Consider the following 17,437-nt stretch of genomic DNA (forward strand, 5'->3'; position numbering starts at 1 on the left):
ATGCTTTTGTGCTGTCATATGTTAAAACGATTACATGATTTAGTCTATAAAAAGAATCAATCAAAAATTAATGATACATAAAAAAATAAAGTTTAAAAACATCAATTCATCAATAAGAGAAGTTAAATAAAAAAGGTTAATAACTCATCTTTTTTTGAGGTAATCGGCGATATTTAGATATATAAAAACATTGATGAATATTTCTTAAATCAGCGCACCATGAAAAAAACTAAATTTCATTTATCTTTATTTAAGAAAAAATGATAATGAAATTATTACCTTTGAAATATAAAAAATTAATCAACAAACCATTCATTATGCTGTTGTGATACTATTTTTATCGTTTTTAATATAGTTGCTAAATGCTCATGTAGTGCAAGTGCAGCCATTTCTGGATTATGCTTTTCTAGTGCAATAACAATTTTTTCATGCTGTTTAACTAGGTCTTCTGGTGGAGAAATATCTTCTAAAGTAAGGTATCTAACTCTATCCATCATCGCTTTGATATTTTCGACGGTTTCCCAAGCCATTGGACAATCAATAACATTCATTAAAATTTGATGAAACTCATCATCTTTTTCTAGAAAATAACCAATATCTTTACGCTTGTTAGCTTCAATTTGTTCTTTCAGATTTTTTTTGAGTAATAAAAGATCTAAGTCACTAATTTCTTGTGCAACACGTTTTATAATCGCACACTCAACAGCATCGCGAATAAATTGACCATCAATTACTTTTTTAACTGATATTTTCGTCACAAAAGTCCCACGTTGTGGAAGAATTTGGACCAATCCAGCTTCTGCTAGTTTAATGAAAGCTTCACGAACTGGTTGGCGTGATACATTAAACTGACCAGAAATATCTTTTTCAGACAATAAAACACCAGGTAGTACTTGGCAAGTGATAATTGCCTTTCTTAATTGGCGATATATTTGTTGATTAACAGGTTCTGAGATAGTTAACACTTCAGATTTGAACATATATTACTTTCAAAAAACAAATTACAAGAAAAGAGAATATAGGGGATTTTTGAATATAAGAAAAGTTTTTTATTTAATAATAAAAGTGCAATCATCTAAAGATGATTGCACTTTGCTTATTAATTAGTGGAATTAAAAATTTTGAGTTATTTGTTTAACGGTCTCTTTTGCTCCTATGTCTCTTAAAGAAAGATAAGCTTTAGTTACCTGTTCAATAAACAATGGATTTTGGGGTAGATCCTCTCCAAAAACATGTTTTAAAGATAACAGTGCATTAACTCGATCTTGATTATCAGAACTATTTAAAACCAACTCTTTTAATTTTTCGGCTGCTGGATCGCAAACTTCAATAACGTTACCACTATCATCCACGCCACTAACATAACGCATCCAAGCTGCAATACCTAAAGCTAAACAATCAAATGGTGTACCATTAGCCAAATGATATCTAACAGAATCAAGCATACGTTGAGGAAGCTTTAATGTTCCATCCATTGCGATTTGCCATGTACGATGTTTTAAACCGGTGTTGCGATATCGATCTAGTAATGAATCAGAATAAGCTGACAAATCAACATTTTTTACCTGTAATGTAGTTGCTTGCTCATTTAACATTAAATGCCTAGCTGCTTTAACATAATTAGGATCTTGCATACATTCATCAATATGCATATAGCCAGCTAAATAACCTAAATAAGCAAAAAATGAATGACTACCATTTAACATGCGTAATTTCATCTCTTCATAAGGCAATACATCATTAACTAATTCTGCCCCTGCTTTTTGCCACTCTGGACGACCAGCCACAAAATTATCTTCAATCACCCATTGTCTAAATGGTTCACCAGCGATACCTGCCGGATCATCAATACCACCAAGTTGTTTTTTTATTTTAGCCATCGTTTCTGGTGTTGCCGCAGGTACAATTCGATCAACCATTGTTGATGGGAAAGTAACATTATCCTCAATCCATTGCGCTAAACTTTCATCGCGCTGCTTAGCTAAGGCTAAAACAACATTACGAGTAACATGTCCATTTTCAGGCATATTGTCACAAGACATAACTGTAAAAGGTTTTAATCCTTGCTCTTTACGTAAACGTAAAGCTTCCACAATGACACCTGGAACAGATTTAGGTGTATGTGGATTAGTTACATCATGAATAATTAATGGATTATTAGTATCAATTGATGATGTTGATGGTAGATAGCAATAACCTTTTTCGGTTACAGTGATTGACACAATTGCAATTTCTGGACGAGTCATCACATCTAAGACTTTCTGAATTCCATCAACATCTGCATGTAATGCTTCTTTTGCAATACCTACAACACGAGTATTCCAATTATCATAAGACATTTCACACACACTAAATAAGCAATCTTGTTGTTTTAAATCTTGAATTTGTGCTTCACCACCAATCAAGTTAACTTCACAGTATCCCCAATCGCTATCATATTGCGCAGCCAATATATCTGCATAAATAGCTTGATGAGCACGATGAAATGCCCCAAAACCAAGATGAACAATTTTGGTTTTAATTTTGCTTCTATCATAAGTTGGAACAACTACCTCTTTAGGTAGTTGTGATAAAGTTTGATTCGATAATCTCATTATTTCTTCCGTTTAATTTTTACTATCTGCCGCATCATGTAAGTCAGCTAAATCACGATCTTTTACCTCAGGCATAAAAATAGCCGAGATAAGACCAATACATGAGTAAACAATAATCATAGCCACAATTGGCCACCAATCATTTACCATTTTACAGAAAATTCCAGCCAGAATTGGGCCGAATCCTACAGCAATTAAACCGCCTGCTTCTTTAGATATTGCCATTTGGGTAAATCGATTGCGAGCACCGAACATTTCGGCCATGGTGATGTTTTCTAGGGCAAATAAACCTAAAACTGCAATATTATGAATGAGAATAAGACATAATGTAATAGTATTTACAGAATGATTTATATCTACAATGATAGATAACATTGGATATGCTAGTATAATTGCAGACAATGTTAGTATTATATAAGGAATTTTTCGACCAATCTTATCTGATAACCAACCTAAGAAAGGAATAGTCAAGAAGCCGACAATTGAACTAAACATAATTGCATCAGTTGGAATACTTTTATTAAATAATAATGCTTGCACTAAATATCCCGCTAAGAAAGTTTGGATTAGCCCAGAATTTCCTGCTTGACCAAAACGTAATCCTGTAGCTAACCAAAATGATTTACTTTTAAACATTTCAAGTAATGAGATATGTTTTGTAACATCATTATCATTTTTTAGCGTATTAGTATCATTAACCTCATCAAATACAGGGCTTTCTTTTAAATTCATTCTTAACCAAATTGCAAAAATCATAACAATAACACTTGCTATAAATGGAATGCGCCAACCCCATGCAACTAATTGATCTTTATCTAATAAAAAGAACATAAATGCCCATATTGCTGTTGCACTTAATGTCCCACAGTTAGTTCCCATTGCAACTAATGAAGAAATTACTCCTCTTTTCCCTTTCGGTGCATATTCAGCGAGCATTGTTCCTGCACCAGAAATTTCAGCACCAGCACCTAATCCTTGAATTATACGTAAAATAACCAACATCAATGGCGCTAAAATACCTACTTGAGCATAAGTTGGTAGTACACCAATTAACGTAGTACATACCCCCATCATGGTAATAGTAATGAATAGAACTTTTTTACGACCGATAGCATCCCCCATGCGACCAAAAACGAAGGCACCAATGATTCGTGCAACATAACCAGCACCATAAGTGCCCATTGCTAAAATCAACGCCATAATAGCAGATTGTTCTGGAAAGAAAATTTCATGAAAAACTAAAGCAGCACCTAAAGAATATAATTGAAAATCCATAAATTCTAAAGCTGTTCCTAACCAACCTGATACTGCAGCTTTAACTAAATCCGAAGTATCCCTCTCACACTTATTTCCTATATTATTCATACTGTTCTCTCTTTTAATATTTTATCTAAAAAGGTTTTTCACAAGACTTTTTTAGTGCTAATTAAAGGTCAATAAAACTTTGCAGCAATGTTTCTGATCTTTTTCAAAAGTTTCAATCGCTTGAATTACTTGGGTATAATCAAATTGATGTGTGATTAACTTTTTGGGGTCGATTAATTTTTTCTTTAACCAATCGATAACAACTGGAAACTTATTCGCATTTAATCGAGAAGAAAAAATAGATAACTCTTTACTGGTTATCCCTTGTTGAGTAATTACACAAGGATCACTTGAAAAGCCCATGATTAGGATCCTTGCTGCAGGGGAGGCAATAGAAATTGCTTCTGGCAAAATCGAAGGATGACATGCAGCGTCAATTATAATTGTCGGTTTAATATTAAATTTTTCTAATTCATTTTTCAGTGATAGATTAGTATTATTGATAACTTTATCTGCACCACTCGTTTGTGCCATAGCCAAACGTTCATCAATGCGATCGACAACAATAACTTGTTTAACTTTATAAACACCTTTTAGCGCTTGAACTGATGTTAGTCCCATTGGACCTGCACCATAAATTAAGGCAACATCATTTTCAGCTGGTTTCAAATGACTAGTCGCATTCGCTGCAATAGTGAACGGTTCAATCATTACGGCAAATTTATCACTAATGTCATCAGGAATCGCATAGGCATTTTTGCTTGGCACTGTTGTATATTGACTAAATCCACCATCACGATGAACGCCTAAAACAGTCAAAGATGTACAAACATTGGGACGCCCAACTGAACAAGGGTAACAACAACCACAGCTAATGACGGGATCAACAGAAACACGTTCACCAATTCTTGATCGATCTACTCCTTCACCTACCTCATCAATAACGCCAAAAAATTCATGTCCTATGACTCTTGGGTATTTTGCAAATGGATTGTGTCCTCGATAAATATGACTATCTGAACCACAGATGCCAGCTAGTTTAACTTTGACTCTTACTTCACCTTTAGCTGGTTGAGGAACTTCACGTTCCTCGATTTCTAGTTCATTAGGTTTTTTTACAACGATACTTTTCATATAAGCTACCTCAACTTACCAATTCCACAACGTGCCATCTTCTAAACGAGCAATTGGCAAATAAGCGGGGTTGTATGGATATTTTGCTGCTAGTTTTTCATCAAAATCGATACCTAAACCTGGTTTGTCACTTGGGTGCATATAACCATCAGTAAAAGTCCAGTTTGGTGAGAAGACTTCTAGCATTTGCTCTGAGTAACCCATAAATTCTTGAACACCAAAGTTAGGTACCCACATATCAAAATGAAGTGCAGCTGCATGACAGATTGGTGATAAATCTGATGGTCCATGAGAGCCTGTTCTAACTTGATAAAGCGACGCAAAATCAGCTATTCGACGCATATGTGTTATACCACCTGCATGGGTTATTGTGGTTCGGATATAGTCAATAAGCTGTTCTTCAATTAACTGTTTACAGTCCCAAATACTGTTAAATACTTCACCTACAGCAATTGGTGTTACAGTGTGTTGGCGAATTAATCGGAAACATTCTTGATTTTCAGCTGGTGTTGGGTCTTCCATCCAAAATAGGCGATAGTCTTCAACACTTTTACCAAATCGAGCTGCTTCAATTGGTGTTAAACGATGGTGCATGTCATGCAATAAATGTTCGTTAAAACCAAATTTATTTCTCACTGCCTCAAATAATTTTGGTGTGAAATCAAGATATTTGTCTGTTGCCCAAAACTGTTCTTCTGGATAGTTACCTCGTGTTGCTGGTTCGTAAGCTAAGTTTTTACCTTTACTTTGACCGTAAGTGGTTTTCATTCCTGGTATGCCACACTGTACTCGAATGGCCTTAAAGCCCATTTCTTTATGTTTAGCATAATCATCTAAGGCTTCTTCAATATCTTTACCTGTGGTGTGGCAATACACCATTACACCGGTACGAGAAGCTCCACCTAATAATTGATAAAGTGGCATATTGGCAACTTTACCTTTGATATCCCATAACGCCATATCTATGGCTGATATCGCTGACATTGTCACAGGTCCACGACGCCAATAGGCACCTTTATAGAAATATTGGAAAATATCTTCTATTTGACTGGCATCTCGCCCTATTAATTGTGGGCAAAGATGATCTTTAAGATATGATGCGACGGAAAGTTCACGTCCATTGAGCGTTGCATCACCTACTCCATATACGCCGTCATCTGTCGTTATTTTTAGTGTGACAAAATTCCTTCCTGGACTACAAACAAAAACTTCTGCTTTTACAATTTTCATTGAATACCTCATAAATAATTTCTGTAGCAACAAATTAATTTATTAAATACTACCATACAAGTAGATTAGTATATTTTTGTGAGTAAGATCACATTAAGAAAAAATATGACAAAGAAAAAAGTGTTTTTAATATGCTTTTTAAAAGAAACGTTTAAGTAGGGATATGTTATGCTTTGAGCATTATTGAAGGTGGAATATCATTTATTTTATATACCATCCAATGTTATAGATGGTTTCGATCCCCTAAATTTTTACTTAAATTGTATTGAGAAAATACGTTCCTCAAAATTTCAAAAAAAGTTGAGGAACGGGGTTTTTGAAAGCTTATATATAAACTGCTTTATGTGATATCCCTTTTTATAATAGAATCATCTGTCACATTTCAAACCTTCATTTTTTAAAATAATTAGTATTGGATATAATTTTGATTCTTCTGATTGATAACTACGATTCATTTACATTTAATATATATGATTACCTGTGCCGTGCTGGCGCGAAGGTTATGGTCATCAAAAATGATGAAAAATCTATTGATGAATTAAAACAATTGTCGTTTTCTAAAATGGTAATTTCCCCAGGGCCAGGTACGCCAGATAATGCTGGGATATCGTTGTCAGCAATTCAGGCTTTTGAAAATAAATGTCCAATACTTGGTATCTGTTTAGGCCATCAAGCGATTGCTCAATATTTTGGATTCTCGATTATTAAAGCACCTGTACCCATGCATGGAAAAATTGATGAGATCATTCATGATGAAAAGGGATTATTTTCTGGAATTAAAAATCCTCTGTCTGTTGTAAGATATCATTCGTTAATTGTACAAAATTCGTCAAATGAGTCACCTTTAACAATCACTGCTACTAATAAACAAGGGTTGATTATGGGGTTACGTCATAAAACATTACCTATCGAATCAGTACAATTCCACCCTGAAGCGATCAAGACTGAATTTGGTTTAAAAATGATAAGCAATTTTGTTAGTGAGCAATAAGCATGAAAATTTATATCGATTTTGAGGGGCAACGTAAATATTTTTGTGATCCAATAAAGATTATAAAGTCATCTGATTATCACTCAATAAAAAAACATATTGATGAGATAGAAGAGTTTATACAACAAGGTTATTTTGCCTGCGGTTATCTTGCTTATGAAAGCGCTATGGGTTTTAATGAGTCAAATAAGACCAAAATAGTCACAAAGTCAGACCAGGATTTACCTTTACTTTTTTTTGGTATTTTTGAGAGCTATACAACAATAGTTCATACTGAGTGTGCTTCACCCGAGTATTTTGAATTGTCTTGTGACACAAATATTGACGAATATCAGCAGAAAATTAGTTATATTCGATCACAAATTGAATTAGGCAATACTTATCAAACTAACTATACCATTCAATTTAACGCTCCATTCAATGGTGATCCTTTAGATTATTATCATTTTCTACAAAAAAATAATCAGGCAAATTATTGTGCCTATATTGAATTTGAAAATTATCATATTTTATCTATCTCCCCTGAGCTATTTTTTAAATTAGAAAATAGAACCATTACAACTAAACCGATGAAAGGAACAGCAGCACGAGGTTTAAATTCTGACCAAGATAAACAACAAGTGGCCTTGTTGAAGTCAGAAAAAAATCTTGCTGAAAATATGATGATTGTTGATTTACTTCGTAATGATTTAAGCAAAATATCAGTGCCAGGTTCAGTAACCGTTCCACATTTATTTACAGCAGAAAAGTATCCGACTGTCTGGCAACTCACTTCAACTATTCAAGCAACCGTAAAAGAAAATATAAGTTTGTATCAGCTATTTCAAGCGCTGTTCCCGTGTGGTTCAATTACTGGTGCGCCCAAATCAAGTACCATGCAAATCATTAGTGATATTGAAAACTCGGCCCGTGGGGTTTACTGTGGCACAATTGGTTATGTAGAACCTTTAATGAAAAAGGCAGTATTTAATATTCCAATACGAACTTTAACCATACATAATCAACAGTTGAATTATGGTGTTGGTGGTGGCATTACATGGGATTCAACTGCTGATGATGAATATCATGAGATTTTAGCTAAAACAGCTATCTTAAATCGAACGCTGACTATTCCTGAATATATTATTGAAACATTATTGCTTAAAGATGGCGAGTTGGTTTTGTTTGATATGCACTTAGATAGGTTGATAAATTCAACGAGTTATTTTGATTTTGAATGTGATATTCAAACAATTAAACAGACATTGACTAATTTAGCAAAAACTCATTCATCAGGAAGATATAAAATTAGGCTTCTGCAACCTAAATATGGCCAAGCAAAAATAAGTCTCGATAAACTTACTCATTCAATGGTAATTGATAAGCTTGATTTTGCACCCAAATGTGTCGATAAGGAAAACACTTTTCTCTATCATAAAACGACTAATCGACAACACTTTCCCGAATTAGCAGTTGGGCAAGAATATATCAATTATAATCAATATGATGAAATCACTGAGTTTGTTAATGGTAATATTGCGTTGTTGATTAATGAAAAGTGGGTAACACCAACTATTACTTCGGGTTTACTTGCTGGTACTATGCGACAGTATTATTTGGATAATCATCAATTAACCGAGCAAAAGATTGTCAAACAAGATATTTTGAAAGCCGAGAAAATAGCATTTATTAATAGTGTGCGAGGATGGGTTGAAATTAAAGACCAGATATTAGATAAATTAAAAGCACAGTTTTCATGATCTGAAATTAAGAGCATAGAACATTCCGTCATCATATTGACGGAATGTTTAGTAAGTATTAATAATGTTTAGTAAGTATTAATAATGTTTAATTGAATTTGCAAAGTCTAATTCTTCATTTTGCCAGCCTTCGGATAAGGCTTTTACCAAAGCATCATAACCATTTGTTGCAAGTGGAACATGACGTTCAATAGCTTTAGTAACGATTTTACCTTTCTTATCTGTCACTACCCAGCGCCCTTTTATGATTGCATCGCCATTATAACCGCCATGGAAACCATCAATAAAAAGTTTAACTGTAAAAGTTGGCGTGGTAATTGATTTAGTTGACACCAAATAATTAGGCAAAATTTGAGTTAAGTCTTGTGACAATCGATCGGCAAGTTGTTGAGACAGCGTTGATGCCCATAAATGATTAGTTGCTGTGACATATTTTATGTCCTGTGTTTGCAGGACAATACCGGGTTTGTTTAAGAAACTAGCTACCTCAATGGACTCAATCCAAATAAAATGATCTGTAGTTTGTGTCATTCTTGAGCCAGTCAAATTACTAGTTAATTGAAAATAACTTTTACTCGGTGCATTTGATGAACAACCAATTATAGTTCCTAATAATGTCACCAATATCGTAACTTTTAGCGTTCGAATTAATTTAACCATTATTTCTTACCTCTGGCTTTGGGTTCTTGGTCTTTTTTATTTGGCGCTGAGAAAATCAATGCATTACTTTTATTATTTAATGTGTTAAGTAAAGGAGTCAGCTCATCCATCATTAGTTGAATTTTCTGTAAACTTTCGATCATTTGCGTGTTAAGTTCAGATCCCGGTTGCAACCCTTTCATGGTCTCGTGTAATGAACGAATTGCCTTTTGTAAATCCTTCGGCATAGCTTGCATCTCTTTACTCGCCATAATTTGATTTAATGAATTCATTAGTTTTTCACTTGATTCTAATGATTTATTAAATTGAGTCATCGTGTTATTCAACGGTAAACTATTAAAGTTGTCGAGTAATTGCAATATTTTTGCTTGAATTTGAGCAAATCCTGTTGATGTTGTTTCGATAGTATCGTAACCATATTGGTTAGCTAATTTTATATCGTATTTATTTTTCAAATCAGGATAAAAATCTAAATCAATATAAAGCGCACCAGTAAACATATTGGACGTTTTTAATGATGCTCTTAGTCCATTTTTTTGTTCATCTTTTATCAAAGCTGCTATATCGATCTTATCATCAACTAATTCTGATAGACGGTCAGGCTCTATTCTGATTAATACTGGTACTTTTTGATTGAGAATAGATCTTTCTTTTAACATTTCTGTAGTATAAAACGGTACTTTACTCACTGTACCCAATCTTATACCATGATATTCCACTGGCGCACCTTCGGTTAATCCCGATATGGAATCAGTAATCATAATTAGAAATTCTTTATATTCAGTGTACTGTGAATCTTGAATCGATTTTCTATCGTCATATAATTTATAAACATCATGTTGCTTAGCCGGTTCGCCTAGTTTTGCGCCATCTGGTAAATCAAAGCTAATTCCACCAGACATTAGAACATCTAACGAAGGAACTTCAAGACTTGCTCCACGTGATGATAAAGATAAATTGATACCACCCTCTTTCCAAAAGCGTACATTTTCCGTCACTAAGGCATCATAAGGTTTTTTGATGAACACTTTATACTTCATTTTACGGGCATCAACATCAAATAACGACGTTTCAACATTACCGACTTGATAACCTCGGAACATCACTTTTGCACCACGAGGTACTACACCACTTTGGTCACTTTCTAAATTTAAGCGAATTCCTTTTATACTTGGATCAGATAACGGCGGTGTATCAGATAGAATAAATGGGCTATTTTTGAAACTATGCGTATCGTTGCCTGAGACCAATTCAATATATACACCAGATAAAATAGTGCCAAGTCCTGTCACACCATCACGGCCAATTTCAGGTTTAACTACCCAAAAAATTGAGTCATTTTTTAACAATGGCTCCATATCATTATAAATTCGACCTTTTATGACGACTTTCTTGTAGTCATCAGATAATGTCACTTCATCAACTATACCAACGTCAACACTACGATTTTTGATTACTGTCTTACCTGCAACAATGCCATTTGCATCATTGGCTAATAAGGTAAAAGATGTGCCTCTATCAGCAAAGTGGGCATAGATAATCCATAATCCAACAACGGCGGTTACTATGGGAATAATCCATATTGCAGAAATTGCTCGGATTTTAATTATTTTTGCTAATTTTCTTGAGGTTGCCATATTATTCCTATTATTCTATTTTCGATTTCGATCCCAAAGTAAGCGTGGATCAAATTTTTGGGATGCAATCATAGTAATGATGACGACGGTTGCGAAAAAAGTAACACCAATATCAGGATAAACTCCCATCATTTGTTGGTTTCTAACTAAAGAACAAACTACAGAAACAACAAAGATATCTATCATTGACCATTTACCAATAAATTCTACCGCATTATATAATTTCTTCATTTTTAAGCAATTATGTTTATTTTTATCTTTCACGGCTAAAGCAAAATAACATAACCAGCTGAGTGAAATAATCTTTAAAATTGGAATAACCACGCTTGCGGAAAAGATAACTAATGCCACTGGTACATCCCCTGACTGCCACATATAGATAACACCATCCATAATAGTTGAGGTCGACGCTGAACCAAATACAACTGTGATCATAATTCCGAATAAATTAGCGGGAATATAAATTATTAATGAAGTTACCAATAATGCAATTGTCCATTGTATTTTATCTCGCCCTCTTACTTGGCTTTTTTGTTTACATCTTGGGCATTTGGCATACTCAACAGGGACGATTGCATGGCAACATTGACACAATTTTATATTTTGAGAAATTCCCGTTTCACCAACTTCTAATGCTTTTATTGAAAAATCACTTCGATGAATTTCATTCCAGATTTTACCCGGAGTGAAGATAACTAAAGCTTTAATATAAAAGAATACGAATAAACAAAATGCCCAAAATGTGCTAGTTACACCAATATTGCCATAACTCATTAATTTAACGAAACTAACTAATATGCCAGTTAAAAATATTTCAGGCATACACCAATGTTGGAATTTTTCATAAACAATAAGTAAATCTCTTTTCCGATATTTGGTTAAATTAATATTTGAACAAAGTAAGGCAATAATTGATAAATTGAGTAATGGAAAGACTAATACGAAAAAAATAAATAATGCTGAAATATAACTATATTTATCAATAAAAAGTATTCTTGGAATGTCCAGCACACTTACGCCATTGACATTACCAACTAAATTGATATCAATAAAAACAAAACCACAAGCAACAATGAGCATAATTAGAGAGCAAATTGCATACATTGCCGCTCTAAACTTCATATTGACATTGTTTTTAAATAATATTGTATTACATCGTGGACAAACAGCTTTGTGGCCAACTGCAACATCAGCTAATTCGATGACCAAATCACAATGAGAACACAATACATAGTCTTGACTATCAGTGGTCATTATTTTCCTTTATTTATATTTTAAGCTATAAAGATGTTTTTGATTAGCATAACATTTAGGTATAAAAATCTTCAATGATTATAATATGTTGAGGCAATTAATTTAATACATCAATAACGACTAAAATTTATTTCTATCATCATACCAAATGGTCTTTTTTTATGAAAGTATTACCTAATTAAATTACCTTAATTTGATTATTCTCATTTTTTAAAAGCTCTATTTTTTAGTCGCCTTTTTAAATAATTCAATATCTTTTTCAGCACTAGATCATAAACAAATTCTGCAAAAAATTAATAAATTTTGTGACCAATTTCACAGAGTTAACTAATTTATGAATGTTTATAAAAAAAACTTGATACTGTATAACAATACAGTATAATGTACCCCAATATCCTTACTTATTGGAATTTTATTATATGAATGAAAACAAACAACGTGCACTTTCTGCAGCATTAAGCCAAATTGAGAAACAATTTGGTAAAGGTTCAATAATGCGTTTAGGTGATACTCAGACACTAGACGTAGATGCGGTTTCAACAGGTTCTTTAGGGTTAGATATTGCATTAGGTATCGGCGGCTTGCCAATGGGAAGAATTGTTGAAATTTTTGGGCCGGAGTCATCAGGGAAAACAACATTAACATTATCTGTTATTGCTCAAGCACAAAAAGAAGGTAAAACCTGTGCATTTATCGATGCTGAACATGCTTTAGATCCTATCTATGCAGCTAAGTTAGGTGTTCAAGTCGATGATTTATTAGTTTCTCAACCTGATACAGGAGAGCAAGCTCTTGAAATTTGTGATGCATTAGTTCGTTCTGGTGCAGTTGATGTGATTATTGTGGACTCGGTTGCAGCATTAACACCAAAAGCAGAAATTGAAGGTGAAATGGGCGATTCTCACATGGGGTTACAAGCACGCTTAATGTCTCAAGCATTACGTAAATTAACCGCTAATATCAAAAATGCAAATTGTCTCGTCGTTTTCATTAACCAAATTCGTATGAAAATTGGTGTAATGTTTGGAAATCCAGAAACCACTACCGGTGGTAATGCCTTAAAATTCTATGCATCTGTTCGTTTAGATATCCGTCGTACTGGTGCGGTAAAAGAAGGCGAAGATGTTATTGGTAGTGATACGCGTGTAAAAGTAGTTAAAAATAAAGTAGCTGCACCGTTTAGACAAGCTGAATTCCAAATCCTTTATGGATGTGGTATCTCTAAAGAAGGTGAATTGATTGATTTAGGTGTTAAACATAAATTAGTCGATAAGGCTGGAGCTTGGTATAGCTACAACGGTGAGAAAGTAGGTCAAGGTAAAGCAAATTCAATTAAGTTTTTACAAGAACATCCTGAAATTGCCAAAGAACTTGAAACTAAATTACGCGATTTATTGTTAAACAGTCCTGCTGTTTTCTCTGCTGATGATGAAGACGTTTCGGCAGATGATGAAAGCTTTGAGTAATGGAAAAAAAACTCAATAAATTAATCTTAAATAAAGCTGTGCAATTACTTGCACAGCGTGATCACTCATCATGCGAACTTAGCCGAAAATTAACATTATTTTTTAGCAAAAAAATTACTTGCTCAAAAGATGATTATCCAGAACAACTAAATAAGTTAAAAACAGAAATAGAACATGTAATTGCACACTGTACTAATCAACATTGGATGGATGATAAGCAGTATATTGAAAAGTATATCTTTATGCGTGCTCATAAAGGTTATGGAAAATATAAAATAAGCTTGGAATTAAAACAGCGAGGTTTGCCATCAGATCTTAGTAGAGAGCTATTACTTTTAGCTGATATTGATTGGTCAAAAATTGCATGTCATCAATTATTAAAAAAGTTCAAACTTATCGAACCAAAAAATAATCAACAAAAACAAAAAGTAATACAATTTTTAAAGGCCCGAGGATTTACACAACTTGATATAAAAACTGCGTATAGTTTGTTGACTTAAATTATTATAGTCCCTACAATATTACTTAGATAATACCCATTACGTAAAAAGCTCTCAAGATCTTTTAATTTTATTCCTTATTACTTATTAATAGTAACTAGATCAATCGTTGTACTAAGAATATTTACTTTTCAACTTAAGTTGTAACGGGTATATTACTATGTCTAAAAATTTATCGTTTAATATGGAAGCATAAATGAAAAGCACTGCAGAAATTCGTCAAAGTTTTCTTGACTTTTTCCATAGCAAAGGACACGAAATCGTTGCAAGTAGTTCCCTTGTTCCACACAATGACCCAACACTTTTATTTACAAATGCGGGAATGAATCAGTTTAAAGATGTTTTTCTTGGTATTGATAAACGACCTTATACCAGAGCAACAACATCTCAACGTTGTGTACGAGCAGGCGGAAAACATAATGACCTTGACAACGTAGGTTATACTGCTAGGCATCATACTTTTTTTGAAATGCTTGGGAATTTCAGTTTTGGCGATTATTTTAAACGTGATGCGATTCATTTTGCTTGGGAACTACTAACCAGTGAAAAATGGTTTAATCTTCCAAAAGACAGATTGACGGTTACTGTTTATGCAACTGATGATGAAGCATTTGCTATTTGGGAAAATGAAATCGGTATTCCTAAAGAGCGTATCATCCGCATAGGCGATAATAAAGGTGCACCATATGCATCCGATAACTTTTGGCAAATGGGTGATACAGGACCTTGTGGGCCTTGTACAGAAATTTTTTATGATCATGGTGATCATATATGGGGTGGACCACCTGGAAGTGCTGAAGAAGATGGTGACAGATTTATTGAAATTTGGAATCTCGTCTTTATGCAATTTAACCGCCTTGCTGACGGTACTATGGAACCTTTGCCTAAACCATCAGTTGATACTGGTATGGGGCTTGAACGAATAGCAGCTGTGTTACAACATGTCAATTCAAATTATGATATTGATCTGTTTAAAACATTAATAAAAGCTGCTGCTGAAATCATTCAAGTTAAAGATTTAGAAAGTAAATCATTAAGAGTAATTGCAGATCATATACGTTCTTGCGCCTTTTTAGTTTCTGATGGAGTCCTACCTTCAAATGAAGGGCGTGGTTATGTATTACGTCGAATTATTCGCCGAGCAGTACGCCATGGACATATGTTAGGTGCTAAAGATATTTTCTTCTATAAGCTAGTTAAACCATTAATTGACGTAATGGGAAGTGCTGCTAATGAATTAGCAAATAATCAAAAGATAGTTGAAAATACACTTAAAACTGAAGAAGAGCAGTTCTTAAAAACATTAGAACGGGGTTTATTCTTACTAGACCAAGAGTTAGGTAAGATTACTAACAATGTATTACCTGGCGATATTGCTTTTAAACTCTATGATACTTATGGTTTTCCATTAGATTTAACCGCTGACGTTTGTCGCGAGAAGAATATCACTATTGATGAAAATGGCTTTAATCAATGCATGGAAGAACAACGTAAACGAGCTCGTGAATCTAGTTCATTCAGCGTTGATTATAGCAATATGATTAAGCTTGATGATAAGACAGAGTTTTTAGGTTATCAATCTAGCGAAGCTTCAGGAAAAGTGATTGCAATCTTCCAAAATGGAAACAAAGTTGAAACAATAAATGCCGGTGATCAAGCTGTTGTCATATTAGATAAAACACCATTTTATGGTGAATCTGGTGGTCAAGTTGGCGATAAAGGTGTATTAACCGCTGCCGATTTAGTATTTAACGTTTCAGACAGCCAGAAATATGGTAAAAGCATTGGTCATATAGGTAAGGTCACCCAAGGATCATTGAAAGTTGGTGATATAGTAACAGCTGCAATCGATGTAGAGATACGTGAACGCATTCGTCGTAATCATTCTGCAACACATTTGTTACAAGCCGCGTTACAACGTATTTTAGGAAGTCATGTACATCAAAAAGGATCATTAGTTAACGATAGCTATCTTCGGTTTGATTTTTCACATAATCAACCGATTACATCAGAACAAATTGAAGAAATTGAAAATTTAGTTAATCAACAAATTCGACGTAATTTACCAGTAGACATAGAACTCATGCCTATTGATCAGGCTAAAAATAAAGGTGCTATGGCGCTATTTGGTGAAAAATACGAAGATATTGTAAGAGTATTAACTATGGGAGATTTCTCCATTGAGCTTTGCGGTGGAACACATGTTGATAGAACTGGAGATATAGGGCTATTTAAAATTATTTCTGAGTCAAGTATTGCATCAGGAGTACGTCGTATTGAAGCTACTTCAGGTCAAAATGCGATGGAATATATACACCATGAATCCAATTTGCTAAATCAAATTGGACAATTGGTTAAAAGTGATAAATCTGCTGTTTTATCACGAATTGAGCAACTGCTCGATCAAACCAAAACACTTGAAAAAGCAATAGAGCAGTTAAAAGCCCAACAAGCTAGCCAACAAAGTGGGCAATTGCTTAATCAATGTGTGGAAATCAATAATAAAAACTTACTAATTGCTAAGGTTGATAACGTCGAGGCAAAAATGTTACGTACCATGATTGATGATCTTAAAAATCAATTAAAAACTGGCGTAATTATTTTAGCAGCTGTCAATGATGGCAAAATCAATTTAGCTGCTGGTGTAACCAATGATTTATTAAACATTGTTAAAGCTGGCGAATTAGTTTCTCAATTAGCATTAAAAGTAGGTGGTAAAGGCGGTGGGCGGCCTGATTTCGCCCAAGCAGGTGGAATGGATCTTTCGGCGTTACCAGAAGCGTTATCTTCTGTAAAAAAGGAAATCAGTAATAAATTACAAGCAAGTTAGCCGGAAGTACTCCAGTGTTGTTAATTAGACATTAGTGTATTTCTGTAAAATTACGTCTTTCTATCTCTTCGATAGTAGGCTGACGAAGCTATATCTT

The 17,437-nt window shown here is 33.9% G+C and carries 13 protein-coding genes; 5 read left to right on the forward strand and 8 right to left on the reverse strand.

Annotated features, from left to right (window positions below):
* Positions 1–296: 296 nt before the first annotated feature.
* The 5 genes from J3U18_RS02195 to manD form a co-directional block, all read right to left on the reverse strand.
* A complete protein-coding gene (locus tag J3U18_RS02195; RefSeq protein WP_065562284.1) occupies positions 297–980 on the reverse strand; it encodes a GntR family transcriptional regulator in 684 nt (227 codons plus the stop codon).
* A gap of 132 nt (positions 981–1,112) precedes the next feature.
* Positions 1,113–2,594, reverse strand: a complete 1,482-nt coding sequence (locus J3U18_RS02200; RefSeq protein ID WP_065562285.1) for a mannitol dehydrogenase family protein — start codon at positions 2,592–2,594, stop codon at positions 1,113–1,115.
* Positions 2,595–2,606: 12 nt separating this feature from the next.
* On the reverse strand, positions 2,607–3,959 hold the full coding sequence (locus tag J3U18_RS02205) for an MFS transporter (protein WP_065562286.1): 1,353 nt from the start codon (positions 3,957–3,959) through the stop codon (positions 2,607–2,609).
* A gap of 57 nt (positions 3,960–4,016) precedes the next feature.
* Positions 4,017–5,033 carry a Zn-dependent oxidoreductase gene (locus J3U18_RS02210; protein ID WP_267352799.1) on the reverse strand — a complete coding sequence of 339 codons (1,017 nt, stop codon included), beginning with the start codon at positions 5,031–5,033 and terminating at the stop codon, positions 4,017–4,019.
* A 15-nt stretch (positions 5,034–5,048) separates the two neighbouring features.
* A complete protein-coding gene (gene manD / locus J3U18_RS02215; protein WP_220225100.1) occupies positions 5,049–6,263 on the reverse strand; it encodes a D-mannonate dehydratase ManD in 1,215 nt (404 codons plus the stop codon).
* A 424-nt stretch (positions 6,264–6,687) separates the two neighbouring features.
* Between manD and J3U18_RS02220 the strand changes: the two genes are divergently transcribed.
* On the forward strand, positions 6,688–7,254 hold the full coding sequence (locus J3U18_RS02220) for an anthranilate synthase component II (protein WP_267338217.1): 567 nt from the start codon (positions 6,688–6,690) through the stop codon (positions 7,252–7,254).
* 2 nt (positions 7,255–7,256) lie between these two features.
* Positions 7,257–8,993 carry an aminodeoxychorismate synthase component I gene (pabB, locus tag J3U18_RS02225; RefSeq protein WP_267352800.1) on the forward strand — a complete coding sequence of 579 codons (1,737 nt, stop codon included), beginning with the start codon at positions 7,257–7,259 and terminating at the stop codon, positions 8,991–8,993.
* 78 nt (positions 8,994–9,071) lie between these two features.
* On the opposite strand, the gene J3U18_RS02230 is transcribed toward pabB, so the two are convergent.
* From J3U18_RS02230 to J3U18_RS02240, 3 genes are read right to left on the reverse strand one after another with little or no spacing between them, the layout of a single operon-like run.
* The gene (locus J3U18_RS02230; protein WP_267352801.1) at positions 9,072–9,653 is read right to left on the reverse strand and encodes a PqiC family protein; all 582 of its coding nucleotides are present in this window, start codon (positions 9,651–9,653) and stop codon (positions 9,072–9,074) included.
* On the reverse strand, positions 9,653–11,290 hold the full coding sequence (gene pqiB, locus J3U18_RS02235) for an intermembrane transport protein PqiB (protein WP_267352802.1): 1,638 nt from the start codon (positions 11,288–11,290) through the stop codon (positions 9,653–9,655). Before pqiB ends, J3U18_RS02230 begins: the two co-directional genes overlap by 1 nt.
* A gap of 15 nt (positions 11,291–11,305) precedes the next feature.
* Entirely contained in the window at positions 11,306–12,544 is a 1,239-nt protein-coding gene (locus J3U18_RS02240) for a PqiA/YebS family transporter subunit (RefSeq protein WP_065734220.1), read from the reverse strand.
* A gap of 419 nt (positions 12,545–12,963) precedes the next feature.
* On the opposite strand from J3U18_RS02240, the gene recA reads away from it, so the two are divergent.
* From recA to alaS, 3 genes are all read left to right on the forward strand, one after another.
* Positions 12,964–14,010, forward strand: a complete 1,047-nt coding sequence (gene recA, locus J3U18_RS02245; protein WP_065562294.1) for a recombinase RecA — start codon at positions 12,964–12,966, stop codon at positions 14,008–14,010.
* Positions 14,010–14,510 (forward strand): regulatory protein RecX, encoded by a 501-nt coding sequence (locus J3U18_RS02250; protein ID WP_267330067.1) that lies wholly within the window; start codon positions 14,010–14,012, stop codon positions 14,508–14,510. Before recA ends, J3U18_RS02250 begins: the two co-directional genes overlap by 1 nt.
* A 196-nt stretch (positions 14,511–14,706) precedes the next feature.
* Complete coding sequence (alaS, locus tag J3U18_RS02255) at positions 14,707–17,340, forward strand: alanine--tRNA ligase (RefSeq protein ID WP_267352803.1); 2,634 nt, start codon at positions 14,707–14,709, stop codon at positions 17,338–17,340.
* The last annotated feature ends 97 nt before the right edge of the window (positions 17,341–17,437 follow it).

The organism is Gilliamella sp. B3482, from assembly GCF_026536805.1.
Taxonomy (GTDB): Bacteria; Pseudomonadota; Gammaproteobacteria; order Enterobacterales; family Orbaceae; genus Gilliamella; species Gilliamella apicola_E.

Bases quoted from the DNA above. Each gene is read 5' to 3' on its own strand.
- J3U18_RS02195 (WP_065562284.1), bottom strand. From the start codon at position 980: ATGTTCAAATCTGAAGTGTTAACTATCTCAGAACCTGTTAATCAACAA.
- J3U18_RS02200 (WP_065562285.1), bottom strand. From the start codon at position 2,594: ATGAGATTATCGAATCAAACTTTATCACAACTACCTAAAGAGGTAGTT.
- J3U18_RS02205 (WP_065562286.1), bottom strand. From the start codon at position 3,959: ATGAATAATATAGGAAATAAGTGTGAGAGGGATACTTCGGATTTAGTT.
- J3U18_RS02210 (WP_267352799.1), bottom strand. From the start codon at position 5,033: ATGAAAAGTATCGTTGTAAAAAAACCTAATGAACTAGAAATCGAGGAA.
- manD (WP_220225100.1), bottom strand. From the start codon at position 6,263: ATGAAAATTGTAAAAGCAGAAGTTTTTGTTTGTAGTCCAGGAAGGAAT.
- pabB (WP_267352800.1), top strand. From the start codon at position 7,257: ATGAAAATTTATATCGATTTTGAGGGGCAACGTAAATATTTTTGTGAT.
- J3U18_RS02230 (WP_267352801.1), bottom strand. From the start codon at position 9,653: ATGGTTAAATTAATTCGAACGCTAAAAGTTACGATATTGGTGACATTA.
- pqiB (WP_267352802.1), bottom strand. From the start codon at position 11,290: ATGGCAACCTCAAGAAAATTAGCAAAAATAATTAAAATCCGAGCAATT.
- J3U18_RS02240 (WP_065734220.1), bottom strand. From the start codon at position 12,544: ATGACCACTGATAGTCAAGACTATGTATTGTGTTCTCATTGTGATTTG.
- recA (WP_065562294.1), top strand. From the start codon at position 12,964: ATGAATGAAAACAAACAACGTGCACTTTCTGCAGCATTAAGCCAAATT.
- J3U18_RS02250 (WP_267330067.1), top strand. From the start codon at position 14,010: ATGGAAAAAAAACTCAATAAATTAATCTTAAATAAAGCTGTGCAATTA.
- alaS (WP_267352803.1), top strand. From the start codon at position 14,707: ATGAAAAGCACTGCAGAAATTCGTCAAAGTTTTCTTGACTTTTTCCAT.